General features: G+C 70.3%; 12 protein-coding genes. 2 read left to right on the top strand and 10 right to left on the bottom strand.

Annotated features, from left to right (window positions below; translation table 11 throughout):
• Positions 1 to 3 precede the first annotated feature (3 nt).
• The 3 genes from OG702_RS29335 to OG702_RS29325 all read right to left on the bottom strand — a co-directional run bounded on the left by OG702_RS29335 (position 4) and on the right by OG702_RS29325 (position 3,178).
• Positions 4 to 585 (bottom strand): hypothetical protein, encoded by a 582-nt coding sequence (locus OG702_RS29335; RefSeq protein ID WP_327291952.1) that lies wholly within the window; start codon positions 583 to 585, stop codon positions 4 to 6.
• A gap of 224 nt (positions 586 to 809) precedes the next feature.
• A complete protein-coding gene (locus OG702_RS29330) occupies positions 810 to 1,721 on the bottom strand; it encodes a tRNA (adenine-N1)-methyltransferase (RefSeq protein WP_327291951.1) in 912 nt (303 codons plus the stop codon).
• Positions 1,722 to 1,954: 233 nt separating this feature from the next.
• Positions 1,955 to 3,178, bottom strand: coding sequence for a site-2 protease family protein (locus OG702_RS29325; RefSeq protein ID WP_327291950.1), 1,224 nt, complete (start codon positions 3,176 to 3,178; stop codon positions 1,955 to 1,957).
• A 126-nt stretch (positions 3,179 to 3,304) separates the two neighbouring features.
• Between OG702_RS29325 and OG702_RS29320 the strand changes: the two genes are divergently transcribed.
• Both OG702_RS29320 and OG702_RS29315 read left to right on the top strand, forming a co-directional pair.
• Complete coding sequence (locus tag OG702_RS29320) at positions 3,305 to 4,177, top strand: RecB family exonuclease (protein WP_327291949.1); 873 nt, start codon at positions 3,305 to 3,307, stop codon at positions 4,175 to 4,177.
• A 19-nt stretch (positions 4,178 to 4,196) separates the two neighbouring features.
• Entirely contained in the window at positions 4,197 to 4,868 is a 672-nt protein-coding gene (locus OG702_RS29315) for a response regulator transcription factor (RefSeq protein ID WP_327291948.1), read from the top strand.
• Positions 4,869 to 4,909: 41 nt separating this feature from the next.
• Here OG702_RS29315 and OG702_RS29310 read toward each other — a convergent pair whose 3' ends face one another.
• From OG702_RS29310 to OG702_RS29280, 7 genes are all read right to left on the bottom strand, one after another.
• A complete protein-coding gene (locus tag OG702_RS29310; RefSeq protein WP_327291947.1) occupies positions 4,910 to 6,508 on the bottom strand; it encodes an ABC transporter substrate-binding protein in 1,599 nt (532 codons plus the stop codon).
• A gap of 58 nt (positions 6,509 to 6,566) precedes the next feature.
• Positions 6,567 to 8,159 (bottom strand): ABC transporter substrate-binding protein, encoded by a 1,593-nt coding sequence (locus tag OG702_RS29305; RefSeq protein ID WP_327291946.1) that lies wholly within the window; start codon positions 8,157 to 8,159, stop codon positions 6,567 to 6,569.
• Between the two features lie 26 nt (positions 8,160 to 8,185).
• Entirely contained in the window at positions 8,186 to 9,541 is a 1,356-nt protein-coding gene (locus OG702_RS29300) for an ABC transporter ATP-binding protein (protein WP_327291945.1), read from the bottom strand.
• A complete protein-coding gene (locus tag OG702_RS29295) occupies positions 9,525 to 10,586 on the bottom strand; it encodes an ABC transporter ATP-binding protein (protein ID WP_327291944.1) in 1,062 nt (353 codons plus the stop codon). Before OG702_RS29295 ends, OG702_RS29300 begins: the two co-directional genes overlap by 17 nt.
• Positions 10,583 to 11,626: an ABC transporter permease gene (locus OG702_RS29290; RefSeq protein ID WP_327291943.1), complete on the bottom strand. Its 1,044-nt coding sequence runs from the start codon at positions 11,624 to 11,626 to the stop codon at positions 10,583 to 10,585. Before OG702_RS29290 ends, OG702_RS29295 begins: the two co-directional genes overlap by 4 nt.
• Positions 11,626 to 12,645: an ABC transporter permease gene (locus OG702_RS29285; RefSeq protein ID WP_327291942.1), complete on the bottom strand. Its 1,020-nt coding sequence runs from the start codon at positions 12,643 to 12,645 to the stop codon at positions 11,626 to 11,628. The genes OG702_RS29290 and OG702_RS29285 overlap by 1 nt, the downstream gene beginning before the upstream one ends.
• 119 nt (positions 12,646 to 12,764) lie before the next feature.
• The gene (locus OG702_RS29280; protein ID WP_327291941.1) at positions 12,765 to 14,348 is read right to left on the bottom strand and encodes an ABC transporter substrate-binding protein; all 1,584 of its coding nucleotides are present in this window, start codon (positions 14,346 to 14,348) and stop codon (positions 12,765 to 12,767) included.
• Positions 14,349 to 14,577 lie beyond the last annotated feature (229 nt).

Genomic DNA, 14,577 nt, shown 5'->3' with positions numbered 1-14,577 from the left:
GGGTCAGACCGTGTTGCCGGCCGGCCCGGGCAGGGCCACGTAACGGCCGTCGCGCCACTCCCAGGAGTAGCCGCGGCTCATGTCTGGGCAGCACTGCGGGACGCTGTCCGAGGAGAAGCCAAGCACCGTCGCCTTGACGCTGCGGCCCTCCAGCCGGAAGTCGCTGATCTGCCGGTTGTCGCCGGGCTTGACCAGGGTCACGGCGATCCGCGGGGCGCCGCCGGCGGTCCTGGGCGCGGACAGCACGTAGACGCCGCTGGGCGGGGTGCCGGTGTCGCTGTGGCAGCGCACCACCACGGCGGTCTCCGGGCGGCCGTCGCCGTCCAGGTCGCCGGAGACCTTGCTGACCACGTCGGTGGCCACACCACTGCCGCAGTCCAGCGGGTAGGTTGCGGCTGCCGGGTCGGGCGGCGCGACCGGCGCGGCGGGGGTCCTGCCGGCGGCGGCCGGCTTGCCCGGCGAGGCGTCGGCGGGCTGGACGAGGGCGATCGCGGCCACCACGGCGCCGAGGGCGGCGGCCGTGCTGATCCAGTGGACGCCGCGGGTACGGGTGTGCGGAAGGTGCTGGCCTGCGGAGGGCTGCACTCGCCTGTCTCCTGGGGTCGGTCGGCGGGGCTGGCCAGCATGGTGCCACACGTCACACCCGGCGGGAACAGCGGGGGCGGCGGTGACCCGCGTGAAACGCCGTCCCGGTGTTTTTACGGCATATGAGGTACGCGTCCGGGCCGCGGAAAGCCGCCGCCGCTCTGCCAGGAAGGGACAAACCGGCGACGGCGTGCCGAAGTTGGCCGAAACTGCCCGGTAGGGACCTAGCGCTCGGCGGCGGACCCGCCGCTGCCGCTGCCCGGGCCGGTGTAGTCCTCGCCGTAGGCGCCCTTCGCCGGACGGCGGCGGCGCAGCGGCGGCTCCACCCCGTCGGCGAGCCGGCGGGCGGTCAGCAGGAAGCCGGTGTGGCCGATCATCCGGTGATCGGGCCGGACCGCCAGGCCCTCGACGTGCCAGGTGCGGACCATGGTCTCCCAGGCGGCCGGCTCGTTGAACGAGCCGTGCTCCCTGATCGCCTCGACGGTACGGGCCAGCTGCGTGGTGGTGGCCACGTAGGCGCACAGGATGCCGCCGGGCACCAGGGCCTTGGAGACCGGCTCCAGGCACTCCCAGGGGGCCAGCATGTCCAGGATCACCCGGTCCACGTCGGTGTCGGACAGGTGGTCCTGGAGGTCGCCGACGGTGAGCTGCCAGGCCGGGTGCGGGCCGCCGAAGTAGCGCTCCACGTTCTGGGTGGCGATCTCGGCGAAGTCCGCCCGGCGCTCGTAGCTGTGCAGCATCCCGTGGTCGCCGATCGCCCGCAGCAGGAAGCTGCTCAGCGACCCGGAGCCGACGCCGGCCTCCACCACGCGGGCGCCGGCGAAGATGTCGGCCATCGCCAGGATCTGCCCCGCGTCCTTGGGGTAGACCACGGCGGCCCCGCGGGGCATGGACAGGACGTAGTCGGGGAGCAGCGGGCGCAGCGCGAGATAGGCGACGTTTCCCGTGGTACGGACCACGCTGCCCTCGGGAGCACCGATCAGCTCGTCGTGCGGGAAGGCACCCTTGTGGGTGTGGAACTGCTTCCCGGCTTCGAGCGTGAAGGTGTAGTGGCGTCCCTTGGGGTCGGTGAGCTGGACCTGGTCCCCGACTCTGAAGGGCCCGCGTCGGCGGGCGGCACCGGTCGGTTCGGACATGAGCATCACCTTATCGGCCTTTCCCCCCACCCCCTGACCGCCCCGACCTGCCCCCGCTCGGCCCGTACCCGAGGACGCCGCGGAGGGTGAGCGTTTTCGGCGAGTGAGCCGAAGGGGCGCGGGTGGTGTCGAAAGGGAGAACGCGCGGAGGTTCCGAGGAACGAGGAACCGAGCACGATCGACCGTCGACGCCGCCTTGAGCGCCCCGGAGGCGAACCGAGCCGCAAAAAGAATCAAGCAGGCACCCGGGACATCGCCGCCAGGAAGGCCTTCTCGACGTCGGCGGTCGCCAGGACGCCGAAGATCTCGCCGCTCGGCTCCACCACCAGGTACTCCGTGGACGGGGTGGCCCTCAGGGTGTCGAGCAGGGCCTCGCCGGCGAGTTCCGCGGAGACCCGCATGCCCGGCGTGAGGTCCTGGGCGAGGCCGCTGACCGCGACCCAGGGGCGGCGGTGCTCGGGGATCGTGACGATCGCGGACTCGCGTACCAGCGCCGTCGGGTCGCCGCGGCCGTCGACCACCACCAGGGCCCTGGCGCCGGCCTCGTTGGCCCGGCGCAGCGCCTCGGACAGGGGGGTGTCGGAGGCGACCGGGACCGCTCTGCGGGTCAGGGTGCGGGCCCGCAGATCGGGCAGCCGCTCGCGCAGCCTGGCCATCCGCAGGCTGTTGCCGGCGCCGGTCCAGATGATGGCGGCCAGGATCGCGGCGAGCAGCGCGTCGGTGAGCGAGTCGAAGCCGCTGCTGCCGTCCTCGCCGCTGCGGGCGTAGGACAGCATCGGCAGCCCGACGAGCACCGCGAGCGCCAGCCCGCGGCCCACCCAGGCCGCGGCCACCGTGCCGGTCATCGGCTTGCCGCTGATCTTCCAGACCACCGCCCGCAGCATCCGGCCGCCGTCCAGCGGCAGGCCGGGCAGGAAATTGAAGATCGCAACGATCAAGTTGCTGACCATCAGCCCGGCGAGCAGCACGCCGGGCACCGTGCCGGAGTCGACCAGCTGCATCCCGCCGAAGAAGATCCCGGCCAGCACCAGCGACAGCAGCGGCCCGACGAAGGCCAGCACGAACTCCCTGCCGGGGGTCTCGGACTCCTTCTCGATCTCCGAGACGCCGCCGAAGAACTGCAGCTGGATCCGCCGCACGGGCAGCTTGAACCGCAGCGCGGCCACCGTGTGCGCCAGCTCGTGGATCAGCACGGAGCCGTAGAAGGCCACCGCGAAGAACAGCGAGACCAGGTAGCGGACGCCGCCGAGCCCCGGCAGCACGGTGTCGAGCTGGTCGCCGAAGACCCAGGTGATCAGGGCCGCGACCAGGAACCAGCTGGGCGCGACGTAGATGGGCACGCCGAAGAAACGGCCCATCAGGATTCCGCCGCCGGGCCCCCGCGGGGACTTGCCGGTGTCGCCGTCCTGGCCAGGGGCGTCGCTCTTCCGGGACGGCGGCCCACCGCTCTCGCTCAATGCTTCCCCTCGCTCGGATCCGGACCTCGTACCGATCGCGCGCAGCGAGGCCTCGCAGCCATGCTATTGCGCCGTTACGCCCGGCGGGCACCGGCTTGTCGGTGGCAGGCCGTAGGGTCGTCCCCCATGGGGACCAGCACCGAGAGCATTCCGCCGCGACCGCCGACGTCGCTGTCGCCGTCGCGCGCGGCCGACTTCATGCGCTGCCCGCTGCTGTACCGGCTGCGGGTGATCGACCGGCTGCCGGAGAAGCCGACGCAGGCGGCCACCCGGGGCACCGTGGTGCACGCGGTGCTCGAACGGCTCTTCGACGCCCCCGCGGCCGACCGCACCGCGGACCGGGCCAGGGAGCTGGTGCCCGCCGAGTGGGAGCGGCTGCTGGCCGCCAGGCCCGAGCTGTCGTCGCTGTTCGACGTGGCGGACCCGGCGGCCCTTGCGGCGTGGCTGGACAGCGCCCGCGCCCTGGTGGACCGCTGGTTCACCCTGGAGGACCCGACCCGGCTCGAACCCGCCGAGCGCGAGCTGTACGTCGAGACGGTGCTGGACTCGGGGCTGACGCTGCGCGGCTACGTCGACCGGCTGGACGTCGCGCCGGCCACTGGCGATCTGCGGGTGGTGGACTACAAGACGGGCAAGGCCCCCCGCCCGGAGTACGCCGACGAGCCGATGTTCCAGATGTCGTTCTACGCCCTGGTGCTGTGGCGGCTGCGCGGGGTGGTCCCGCGGCGGCTGCAGCTGGTGTATCTGGGCAGCGGGGACGTGCTGACCTACGACCCGGCGCCGGCGGACCTGCTGCGTACCGAGCGCAAGCTGCTGGCCCTGTGGGAGGCGATCAGGGCGGCGACCGAGAGCGGTGACTGGCGGCCGCGCCGCACCCCGCTGTGCGGCTGGTGCGATCATCAGGCGTTCTGCCCGGAGTTCGGCGGGACTCCGCCGCCCTATCCGCTGGCGGCTGTGACCGTGGGTCCGCCCCGGGTGGGCGAGAATGACCCGGTCTAGCGAAGACGGAGGAGTTCCCGTGGCGATCCGCGTCCTGCTGGTGGACGATCAGCCCCTGCTGCGTACCGGTTTCCGGATGATCCTGGAGGCCGAGACCGACCTGGCGGTGGTCGGTGAGGCCGGGGACGGCCAGCAGGCGCTGGACCAGGTGCGGGCGCTGCAGCCCGACGTGGTGCTGATGGACATCAGGATGCCCCGGATGGACGGAGTGGAGGCGACCCGGCAGATCACCGGCCCCGACCGTTCCGGGCCGGCGAAGGTGCTGGTGCTGACCACCTTCGACCTCGACGAGTATGTGATCGAGGCGCTGCGGGCCGGCGCGAGCGGCTTCCTGCTCAAGGACGCCCCGGCGGCCGAGCTGGTGCAGGCGATCCGGGTGGTGGCCGCGGGCGAGGCGATGCTGGCGCCCAGCATCACCCGCCGGCTGCTCGACAAGTACGCGGGCCGGCTGCCGTCCGGCGACGAGTCGGTGCCGCAGCCGCTGCACACCCTGACCGAGCGGGAGGTCGAGGTGCTCAGGCTGGTGGCCCGCGGCCTGTCGAACGCGGAGATCGCCGCTGAGCTGTTCGTGTCGGAGACCACCGTCAAGACGCACGTCGGGCATGTGCTGACCAAGCTGGGCCTGCGCGACCGGGTGCAGGCGGCGGTCTACGCGTACGAGAGCGGTCTGGTGCGCCCCGGCGCGAACTGACAGGCCCGGCGGCCGCCCGGGACCGCGTGCGCCGCGGGCGGTCAGTCGCTCTGGCCGCGGCCCAGCTCCCAGAACTGCGTGACGGACGAGGCGTTCATCGCCCATTCGGTGCCGCCGATGGCGTCCCGGGCAGCCAGGTACTGCTTGCCCTGCCACAGCGGCAGCACCGTGGCGCCGTCGGCGACGAGCCGCTGCGCCTGCTCCAGGTCGGCGGCCGCGTCCGCCCGCTTGGGCTGCTGCCTGCTGCCGGCGATGAGCTGCTGCAGCGCCGGGGTGGTGGCGGCCGGGCCGAGCGAGCCGCCGGGGCCGAAGAGGGGCGCCAGGTAGTTGTCGGGGTCGGGGAAGTCCGGGTACCAGCCGAGGCCGTAGACCTGGTAGCGGTGCGCCTGGTAGCCGGCCCGGTAGGTGTTCCAGTCGGGTACGCCCTGGAGGGCGACGCGGAAGAGCCCGCCGTTCTCCAGCTGCCGCTTGAGCGCGGCGAACTCCGCCGCGGTGGCCTCGCCGTAGTGGGTGGTGCTGTAGCTGAGGGTCAGCGCTACCGGAGTGGTCAGCCGGGCCGAGGTGAGCAGTTGCCTGGCCCGCTGGAGGTCGGGCAGGGCGGGGTCGTAGAAGGCGTTGGTATGGCCGGTGATGCCCTGCGGCACGATCGAGTACAGCGGGTCCGTGGTGCGCCGGTAGACGTCCCTGGTGAGCGCCTGCCGGTCGACCAGCGCGGCGGCGGCCCGGCGTACGGCCTGCTGTCCCGCGACCGGGTCCGCGGGGTCGAAGACCAGGAAGTTGGTCTGGGTCCCGGCGGCCTCGGTCAGCTTCACCTGCGGGTCGGCGCCCTGGGTGTAGCGGCTGATCTGGTCCGGCGTCATGGTGCGGGACATCACATCGATGGTGCCGGCCTTCAGCGCCTTCTCCATGGCCGCCGACGAGCTGAAGAAGCGCAGTTCCACCCGGCTGTTGTGGAGCGTGGCCGAGCCCTTGTAGCGGGGGTTGCGCACCAGCACCGCCCGGTCGCCGGGCACCAGCGACTTCAGGGTGTACGGCCCCGAGCCGGTCACCCGGTAGCCCGGGTGCAGCTTGCCGGAGGCGTACTCCCTGCTGTCGACGATGGCGGCGGCCGGGGTGGTGAGTTTGAGCGGGAAGGTCGCGTCGGGGTCCTTGAGGTGGAAGACCACCGTGCTGTCGTCGGGGGTCTCGACCTTGTCGATGTCGGAGAGCAGCGCCGCGGGCCCGCCCGGGTCGTGGATCGCCAGCATCCGGTCGACCGAGAACTTCACGTCGTGCGCGGTCAGCGGCCTGCCGTCGGAGAAGGTCAGGCCGCCGCGCAGGGTGCAGCGGTACTGCTCGCCGAGGGTGTCGGTGAAGCCGCACGTGCGGGCCGCGTCGGGCTGCGGCTCGGTGCCGGTGCGGGGCAGCCTGACCAGGGTCTGGTAGGTGTTGCCGATCAGGGTCCAGCTGCCGGTGTCGTAGCCGGCCGCCGGATCCAGCGGCGCCGGGTTGCCCGCCGAGGCCGTGACGGTGTCCGTGGTGCCGACCACCAGGGCCCCGCCGCCGTCCCCGCCGCTGCCGCTGCCGGAGTCGCATCCGGCCAGCAGCAGCGGGGCGGCGAGGCCGATGACGGCCGGTACCGCGAACAGCTTGCGCAACATCCTCGACGTGTTCCCCTCGTCCACCCGCCGGGCCCCGCCGGCCCGGCCGCCGCCGCCGTCAGCCCTTGCCGCGGCCGAGCTCCCAGAACTGCGTGGTGGTGGAGGCGTTCAGCGCCCACTCCACGCCGGTGATGTCGGCGCGGGCGGCGATGTACTGCTTGTGCTGCCACAGCGGGAGCATCGGCACGTCGTTGGCGATCAGGTTCTGTGCCTTGGTGAAGTCCGTGGTGGTGGAGCTGCGGTCGGCCTGCTTGCGGGTGGCCGGCAGCAGCTGGTTCTGGATCGCCTTGTTGTTGTAGGCCAGGTTGAGGAAGTTGGCCTTGTCGAAGAACGGTGCGATGTAGTTGTCCGGGTCCGGGAAGTCGGGCAGCCAGCTCAGCGCGAAGACGTCGTACTCACGCTGGGACGCCTTCTTGAGGAAGGTGTTCCACTGCTCGTCCTTGGTCTTGACGTCGAACAGCCCGCTCGCGTTGAGCTGCCGGGCGATCTCCTGGGCCTCGGCCTGGTTCATCGTGCCGCCGGTGTCGCGGCGGAAGTTGATGGTCAGCGGGACCTTGCCGGTGATGCCGGCCTGCTCCAGGAGCACCTTGGCCGCCGGGAGCGAGGGATCCTTGTACTTGTTGTAGAACGAGTTGGTGTGGGTCGTGATGCCCTGCGGGATCACCGAGTACAGCGGGTCGGCGGTGCGCTTGTAGACGTCGCGGGTGATGGCCTGCCGGTCGATGATCTGGGCCATCGCCTGGCGCACCGCGACGTTCTTGAGCGCCGGCGCGTCGGTGTTGAGGAACAGGAAGCGCGCCTCGCCGCCGGGGGACTCGGTGAGCTTGACGTTGGGGTCGGTGCTGCTGAGCAGGGTGCCGATCTGGTCCGGGCTCAGGGTGCGCGCCATGACGTCGATGGCGCCGGAGCGCAGCGCGGACTCCATCTTGTGGGGGTCCGAGAACAGCTTCAGCTCGATGCCGTTGTTGTTGATCTTCAGAGTGCCGGTGTAGTGCGCGTTCTTGGAGAACTGGCCCTGCTTGGCCTGCGTGAAGGAGTCCAGCGTGTACGGGCCGGAACCCACCAGCCGCCAGCCGGTGTAGGGCTTGTCGGCGTCGTAGACCTTGTGGTCGACGATCGCCGCTGCCGGGGTGGCGAGCTTGGCGGGGAACGTCGCGTCGGGCGCCTTGAGGTGGAAGACCACCGTGCTGTCGTCCGGCGCGTCCACCGACTTGACGCCGGATATCAGCGAGGCGGGACCGGCCGCCCAGTTGATCTTCTGCATCCGGTCGATGGAGAACTTCACGTCCTGGGCGGTCAGCGGGTCGCCGTTGGAGAACTGCTGGTCGGCCCGCATCGTGCACTGGTACGTCAGCACGCTGGTGTCGGTGTAGTGGCAGTCCTTGGCCGCGTCGGGGGTCGGCGTGGTGCTGCCGCGCTGGTAGGTCAGCAGCATCTGGAAGGTGTTGAAGAAGATGTTCCAGGTGGCGCTGTCGTACGAGGTCGCGGGGTCGAGCGGCGCCGGGTTGTCCTTGGTCAGCTCGATACTGTCGGTGGTGCCGACGACGATGGCTTTGCCGCCACCGCTCCCCCCGCCGGAACCGCCGCACCCGGTGAGCAGGGGTGTCATCACGCCCAGGAGGGCGGGCAGCACCAGAAGCTTGCGGTTCATCGTCGTCGTTCTCCTCTTGTTCCTGCTCATGTACCAGTGGTGCTCGTGACAGGCTCACGCAGATGGCAGGCCACCTGCACGCCGGTGGCCGGGATCAGGCTGAGGCGCGGATCGCGTGGCGGCGCGAACTCCACCACGGCCCGGCCGCTTTCGGCGTGCATCGTGACCACGCCGCGCCAGAACGGTTCACGCGGTTCGGCTTCGGATGCCTCCTCGCGCAGATGCCGGAGGTATTCCAACACATCTTCGGGAGAGCGGCCTCGGCCGGGTGCGATTGCGACCGTGCTCTGGCTGTCCGCGCCCAGCGACTCGACGTCCGCGAAGAGCGATTTCTCCCGCGCTGAGGCCTCTGGGGCCAGCGCGAGCCAGCGGTTCTCCAGCAGCGTGCGCAGATCGCGGGCCTCCCAGCCGCACTCGGCGACGGCGACCGGGCAGCGCGGGTGGAAGGCGCAGCCCATCGGCGGCCTTGCGGCGTCCGGGATCTCGCCGCGCGGCAGCTCGCGGGGCAGTGCCCGCTCCGGGTCCGGCTCCGGGATCGCGGCCAGCAGCGCCTCGGTGTACGGGTGTTGCGGGTCGGCGAAGACCTGGGCGGTGGGGCCGTACTCCACGATCCGGCCCAGGTACATGATCGCGATGGTGTCGCAGAAGAACTTCGCGCTCGCCAGGTCGTGGGTGACGTAGACGTAGGTGAGATCGAGATCACGCTTCAGATCCAGCATCAGCTGGAGGATCTTGGCCCGGACGCTCATGTCCAGCATCGAGATCGGCTCGTCGGCGACCAGCAGTTCGGGTTCCGCGATGATCGCCCTGGCCAGCACGGCACGCTGCTTCTGGCCGCCGGACAGGTCCCCGGGGAACTTGCCCAGGTAGCGCTCCGGCGGGGTCAGGCCGACCCGCTCCAGCGCGTCGACGACCTTGGCCTCGTACTCCTGCTCGTCCGCGACCAGGTTGTGGATGCGCAGCGGGTGGCCGACGGCGGTGCGGATGTCCATCGCCGGGTTGAGCGAGGCGTGCGGGTCCTGGAAGACCATCTGGAGCTTGCGGCGCAGCGGCCGCAGCCGGCGCTCGCCGAGTTCGGTGATGTCCTCGCCGTGGAAGCGGACGGTGCCGGCGGTGGCCCGGGTCAGGCCGATCAGGGTGCGGCCCAGCGTGGTCTTGCCGGAGCCGGACTCGCCGACCAGGCCGAGGACTTCGCCCTTGCGCAGGGTCAGGTCGATACCGTCGACGGCACGGACCGCGCCGCCCGCCCGGCCGGAGAAGCGGCCGAGCAGGCCGCCGCGCAGGCCGAAGTGCACTTCGAGGCCGGTGGCCTCGACCAGTGGCTCGCCGACCTGGGCGTCGGCTCCTTCGCCGGACGGTTCGATGTCAGGCTTCGTCAGCAACGCTGATCTCCTTCACAGCGGCGAGCGGTTCGCGCCCGTCGGGTCCCAGCTCGTCCACCAGGGCGGGGTCCGCCTCGATCGCCTGCTGCCAGCAGGCGCTGACCACCCCGCTCGGCAGGGTCACCTCGGGCGGCTCCACCGTGGCGCAGCCGCGCATGGCGACCGGGCACCGCGGGTGGAAGCGGCAGCCCTGCGGGGGTTCCACCAGGTCCGGCGGGCTGCCCGGGATGAAGTGCAGCCCGGTGGTGGCCAGCGAGATGGTCGAGCGGAGCAGCTCCTTGGTGTACGGGTGCTGCGGGTTGGCGAACACCTCGCGGGCGTCGCCCTGTTCCACGATATGACCGGCGTACATCACCGCGACCCGGTCGCACGCCTCGGCGACGATACCGAGGTTGTGGGTGATCAGCACCAGCGAGGTGTCGAAGTTCTTCCGCAGGTCGGCGAGGATCTTGATGATCTGCGCCTCGACCAGCACGTCGAGGGCGGTGGTGGGCTCGTCGGCGACGATGAACGCCGGCCGCAGCACCAGTGCGAGCGCGATCATGATGCGCTGCCGCATACCGCCGGAGAACTCGTGCGGGTAGCTGTCGTAGCGGCTCTCCGGGATGCCCATGCCGCGCAGCGCGGCCAGCGCGCGGGACTTGACCTCCCGCTTGGGCAGGCCCTTGTGGTGGGCGCGCAGCGCCTCCTCGAAGTGCTGTGAAATCCGCATCAGCGGGTTGAGCCGGGTCATCGGCTCCTGGAAGATCAGCCCGAGGTCGGGGCCGCGCAGCCGCTGGATCTCCCGGGGCGGCAGCCCCACCAGGTTGCGCCCGGCGCCGCGGGGGCTGCGCAGCACGACCTCGCCGTCGACGGCCGCCGCCGGCGGGGTCAGGCCGAGCACTCCGCGGCCGAGGGTGGACTTGCCGCAGCCGGACTCGCCGACCAGGCCGAGGGTCTCGCCGGGCCGTACGTCGAAGCTGACGCCGTCCACGGCTCGTACCGGGCCGCGGTCGGTGCCGTACCAGACGCGCAGGTCGCGGACGGACAGGACGGGTTCGGTCACTTGACGGCCTCGCCTTCGGGAACCGCGGGAGCGGTGACGGTACGGCGCCGGGTGTACTCGGGAAGCAGCACCTTGCGGATCCGGCGGCGCCGCATGGTCGGGTTGAGCACGTCGTTGAGTCCCTCGCCGAGCAGCGTGAAGCCGAGGATGGCGATGACCATGGCGACGCCGGGGTAGAGGCAGGTCCACCACATGCCGGCGTTGACGTCGTCGATCGCGCGGTCCAGGTCGTAGCCCCATTCGGCGGCCTGGGTGGGCTGGATGCCCAGGCCGAGGAAGCCCAGGCCGGCCAGGGTGCCGATGGCGTCGGCGGCGTTCATCGTGGTGATCACCGGCACGGACTGGATGACGTTGCCGAAGAGGTACTTGCGGATCACCACCGACGGTTTGGCGCCCATCGCGCGGGCGGCCTCCACGAAGGTGGCCTCCCTGGCGGACAGCGCGGAGGCCCGGACCACCCGGAAGTACTGCGGGATGTAGACCACCGTGATGGACAGCGCCGCGGTGACCACGCCGCCGCCGGAGATGCCGGAGAAGACGAACCCGGCCACGATGGCCAGCAGCAGGTAGGGGAACGCGAACAGCGCGTCCATCACCAGCACCAGGATGCGGTCGAGCCAGCCGCCGAAGTAGCCGGACACCAGGCCGAGCAGCACTCCGAGGATCAGCGAGAAGATCACCGCGAGCACCATCACCTCAAGCGCCGTACGGGCGCCGTAGATGGTGCGGGAGAGCACGTCCAGGCTCTGCACGGTGGTGCCGAACCAGTGGTCGCCGTCCGGCGAGCCCTGCTTGGGGAAGGACTTGCCGCCGGACTTGTAGGTGTCGAAGCTGTAGGGCGCGATGAGCGGTGCGAAGACCGCGGTGATCACGAACAGCAGCGAGATGACGGCGCCGGTCCACAGCATGAACCTCGGTACGCCGCGGGCCTCGCGGATCGCGGCGGTGATCCTGCGCAGGCCGCCGAAGCGGGTGCCCGCGCCGGACGGGGCGGCGTCGGTGGGCTCGATCGGGCCGGTGGGGAGAGTCGTCGTGGCCATCAGTAGCGCACCCTCGGGTCGATCAGCGCGTTGACGAAGTCGATCAGCAGGCTGATCACGACGACGACCAGGGCGAAGACGGTGACGATGCCCTGGACGGCGACGTAGTCGCGCTGGTTGATGTAGTCGATCAACTGGCGTCCGATGCCAGGCCAGTTGAAGATCTTCTCGGTGAGCACCGCGCCGCCGAGCAGCATGGCGACCTGCAGGCCGAGCACCGTGATCACCGGCACCAGGGCGTTGCGGAAGCCGTGCCGGGCGACGACATGGCGTTCCTTGACGCCGCGGGCGCGGGCCGCCTCGATGTAGTCGCCCTGCAGCGACTGGATGAGGTTGATCCGGATCATCCGGATGAAGACCCCGACCACCAGCAGGCCGAGCGCGGTGGACGGCAGCAGCAGGTGCTGGAGGATGTCGGTGACCGCGTCCCAGTCGCCGTCGAGCATCGCGTCCACGATCAGGATGTGGGTCTGGGTCGGCACGTTCAGCTGGATCAGCGGTGAGGCCTGGCCCGAGGTGGAGCCGAAGGCGAGCATGAGCAGCGGTGCGGTGACGAAGACCGGGGCGGCGTAACTGATGGTGCTGGCCAGCCTGCTGACCACGTCGACCGGGCGGTCACGGTAGCGGCCGGCCAGCAGGCCGACCGGGATGCCGATGACCGCGGCGAAGACCAGGGCGCCCGCGGTGAGGGTCAAGGTGGCGCCGCCGTTCTCGATGATGATCTCGCGCACGCTGCGGCGATCCGAGAAGGTGGTGCCGAAGTTCAGCGTGACCACTGACTTCAGGTAGTCCCAGAACTGCTGGTAGAGCGGTGCGTCGAAGCCCGCCGCATGCCGTCTCGCGGCGAGTTCCGTCGCGTTCAGCTTCCCGCCCTGCGACGCCGAGATCGGGTCTCCCGGTGCCACCCGCATCATGACGAAGACCAGGATCAGCAGGATCAGGACCATGGGCACGGCGAGCGCGATCCGGGTGAGGATGTAGCGCCGCAGCGAGCCCGACTGCTTGCTCGTGTTGCTCATGCGGTGACTTTCCGATGGCTGTCCGGTACGGCCCGGACCGTGGACGACGGGATGCGCGGGGAGGTGCCGCGTGCCGCGGCCGGCCCGCGGGGGTCACTCCCCCGCGGGCCGGCCGACGGTCACTTGCTGCCGAGCTCGTAGAACCGGAACATCGTCGGGTCGAGCGCCTTGTCGGCGCCGGTCACACCGTCGCGGATGACGACGGTCTGCTTGCCCTGCCACAGCGGGATGATCGGGACGTCCTCGGCCACGATCTTCTGGATGTCGGCGAAGGCCTGGTCGCGCACGGTCTTGTCATCCGTGCCCTGCTCCTTGCTGAGCAGGGTAAGGATCTGCGGGTTGACGTAGCCGGTGCCCAGGAAGGGCTCCTTGGTCAGGAACGGCGCCACGTCGTTGTCGGGGTCCGGCAGGTCCGGGTACCAGCCGATCATGTACGAGGCGTACGTGTCGGACTTCTCGTCCTTCTGGTACTGCTGCCACTCGGTCGAGCTGAGGGTGACCTTGAACAGGCCGGTGGCCTCCAGCTGCCGCTTGATCGTGGTCGCCTCGTCGGCGGACGCGGCACCGTAGTGGCTCGGCGTCCAGGCGTATGCGATTTGCACCGGGGTGGTGATGCCGGCGGCGGTGAGCAGCGCCTTGGCCTTGGCGGTGTCGGGGGCGCCGTACTTGTCCTTGAAGGCGTCGGTGTGGCCCTCGATGCCGTTGCCGACCATCGAGTAGAGCGGGGCCACGGTGTCGTCGTAGGCCTCCTTGGCGATGCCGGCCCGGTCGATCACCTGGGCGACGGCCTGCCTGACGGCCTTCTGGTCGGACGGCTTCACCTTGGCGTCGAAGACCATGTAGCGCTTCTCGGTGCCGGTGCCTTCGAGAACCTGGATGCCGGAGGTCTTCTTCAGGTCCTGGGTGTCGGTGGGCGACAGGCTGCGGAACGCCGCGGTGACGGTGCCGTCCTTGACGGCCTGCTTCAGGGCGGACGCCTCGGAGAAGTACTGCAGCACGACCTGGCTGTTGTTCAGCTTGTTGGTGCCCTTGTACGACTTGCTCGCCTTGAGCGAGGCCTGCTGCTTGGCCGTGTACTTGTCCAGCGTGTACGGGCCGGAGCCGACGATCTTCGAGCCGTCGAGCAGCTTGTCGGCCGGGAAGACCTTCTCGTCGACGATCGCGCCGGCGTCGGTGGCGAGCACCGAGGGGAAGGTCGAGTCGGGGTTCTTGAGGTGGAAGACCACCTTGTCGGCACCGGTGATCGTGGTGCTGTCCAGGTTGGCCAGCAGGCTCGAAGGGCCGTTGGGGGCGGCGATCTTGAGCATCCGGTCGAAGGTGAACTTCACCGACGTCGCCGTCAGCGCGTCGCCGTTGGAGAACGTCAGACCCGGCTGCAGCTCGCAGGAGTAGGTCTTGGGGTCGGTGAAGTCGCAGCTCTTGGCCGCGTCCGGGACCGCCGTGGTGGCGCCGGTCGGGAAGTGCATCACCTTCTGGTAGACGCTGTCGATGATCTCCCAGGAGCCGTAGTCGTACGCTCCCGCGGGGTCCAGCGAGGACACCGAGTCGGTGGTCCCGACGATCACGGCGCCCTTGCTGCTGCTGCCGCCACCGCTGCTGTCGCCACTGCCGGACGAATTATCCTTTTTGCCACCGCACGCGGAGGCGCCGATGGCCAGGAAGGCCACGGCGGCTGCGGCGACGACACGCTTGTTTCGTGACATCCAGTGAATCCCCTTGCTCACATGCCGGTCGGTTGAGTCGGCATCGACCGTCGAGGACATTAGCGGGGGCGCCTCGACCCACGGGGACACGGAGTGATTGAGGGGACATTACATACCGGTAACAGGACGTTCACCTCCGATATGCGGACGTGTGGGCTATCGACCCTCGGTACGTCAAACCGGACACTTCACCCGGGTAAAGATGCGGTAAGTGAAATCTCATCCAGTT

It is taken from the genome of Streptomyces sp. NBC_01198, from assembly GCF_036010485.1.
Taxonomy (GTDB): Bacteria; Actinomycetota; Actinomycetes; order Streptomycetales; family Streptomycetaceae; genus Actinacidiphila.
Note: the sequence above shows the minus strand (reverse complement) of the source record. Positions and strands in the feature narration are given on the sequence as shown.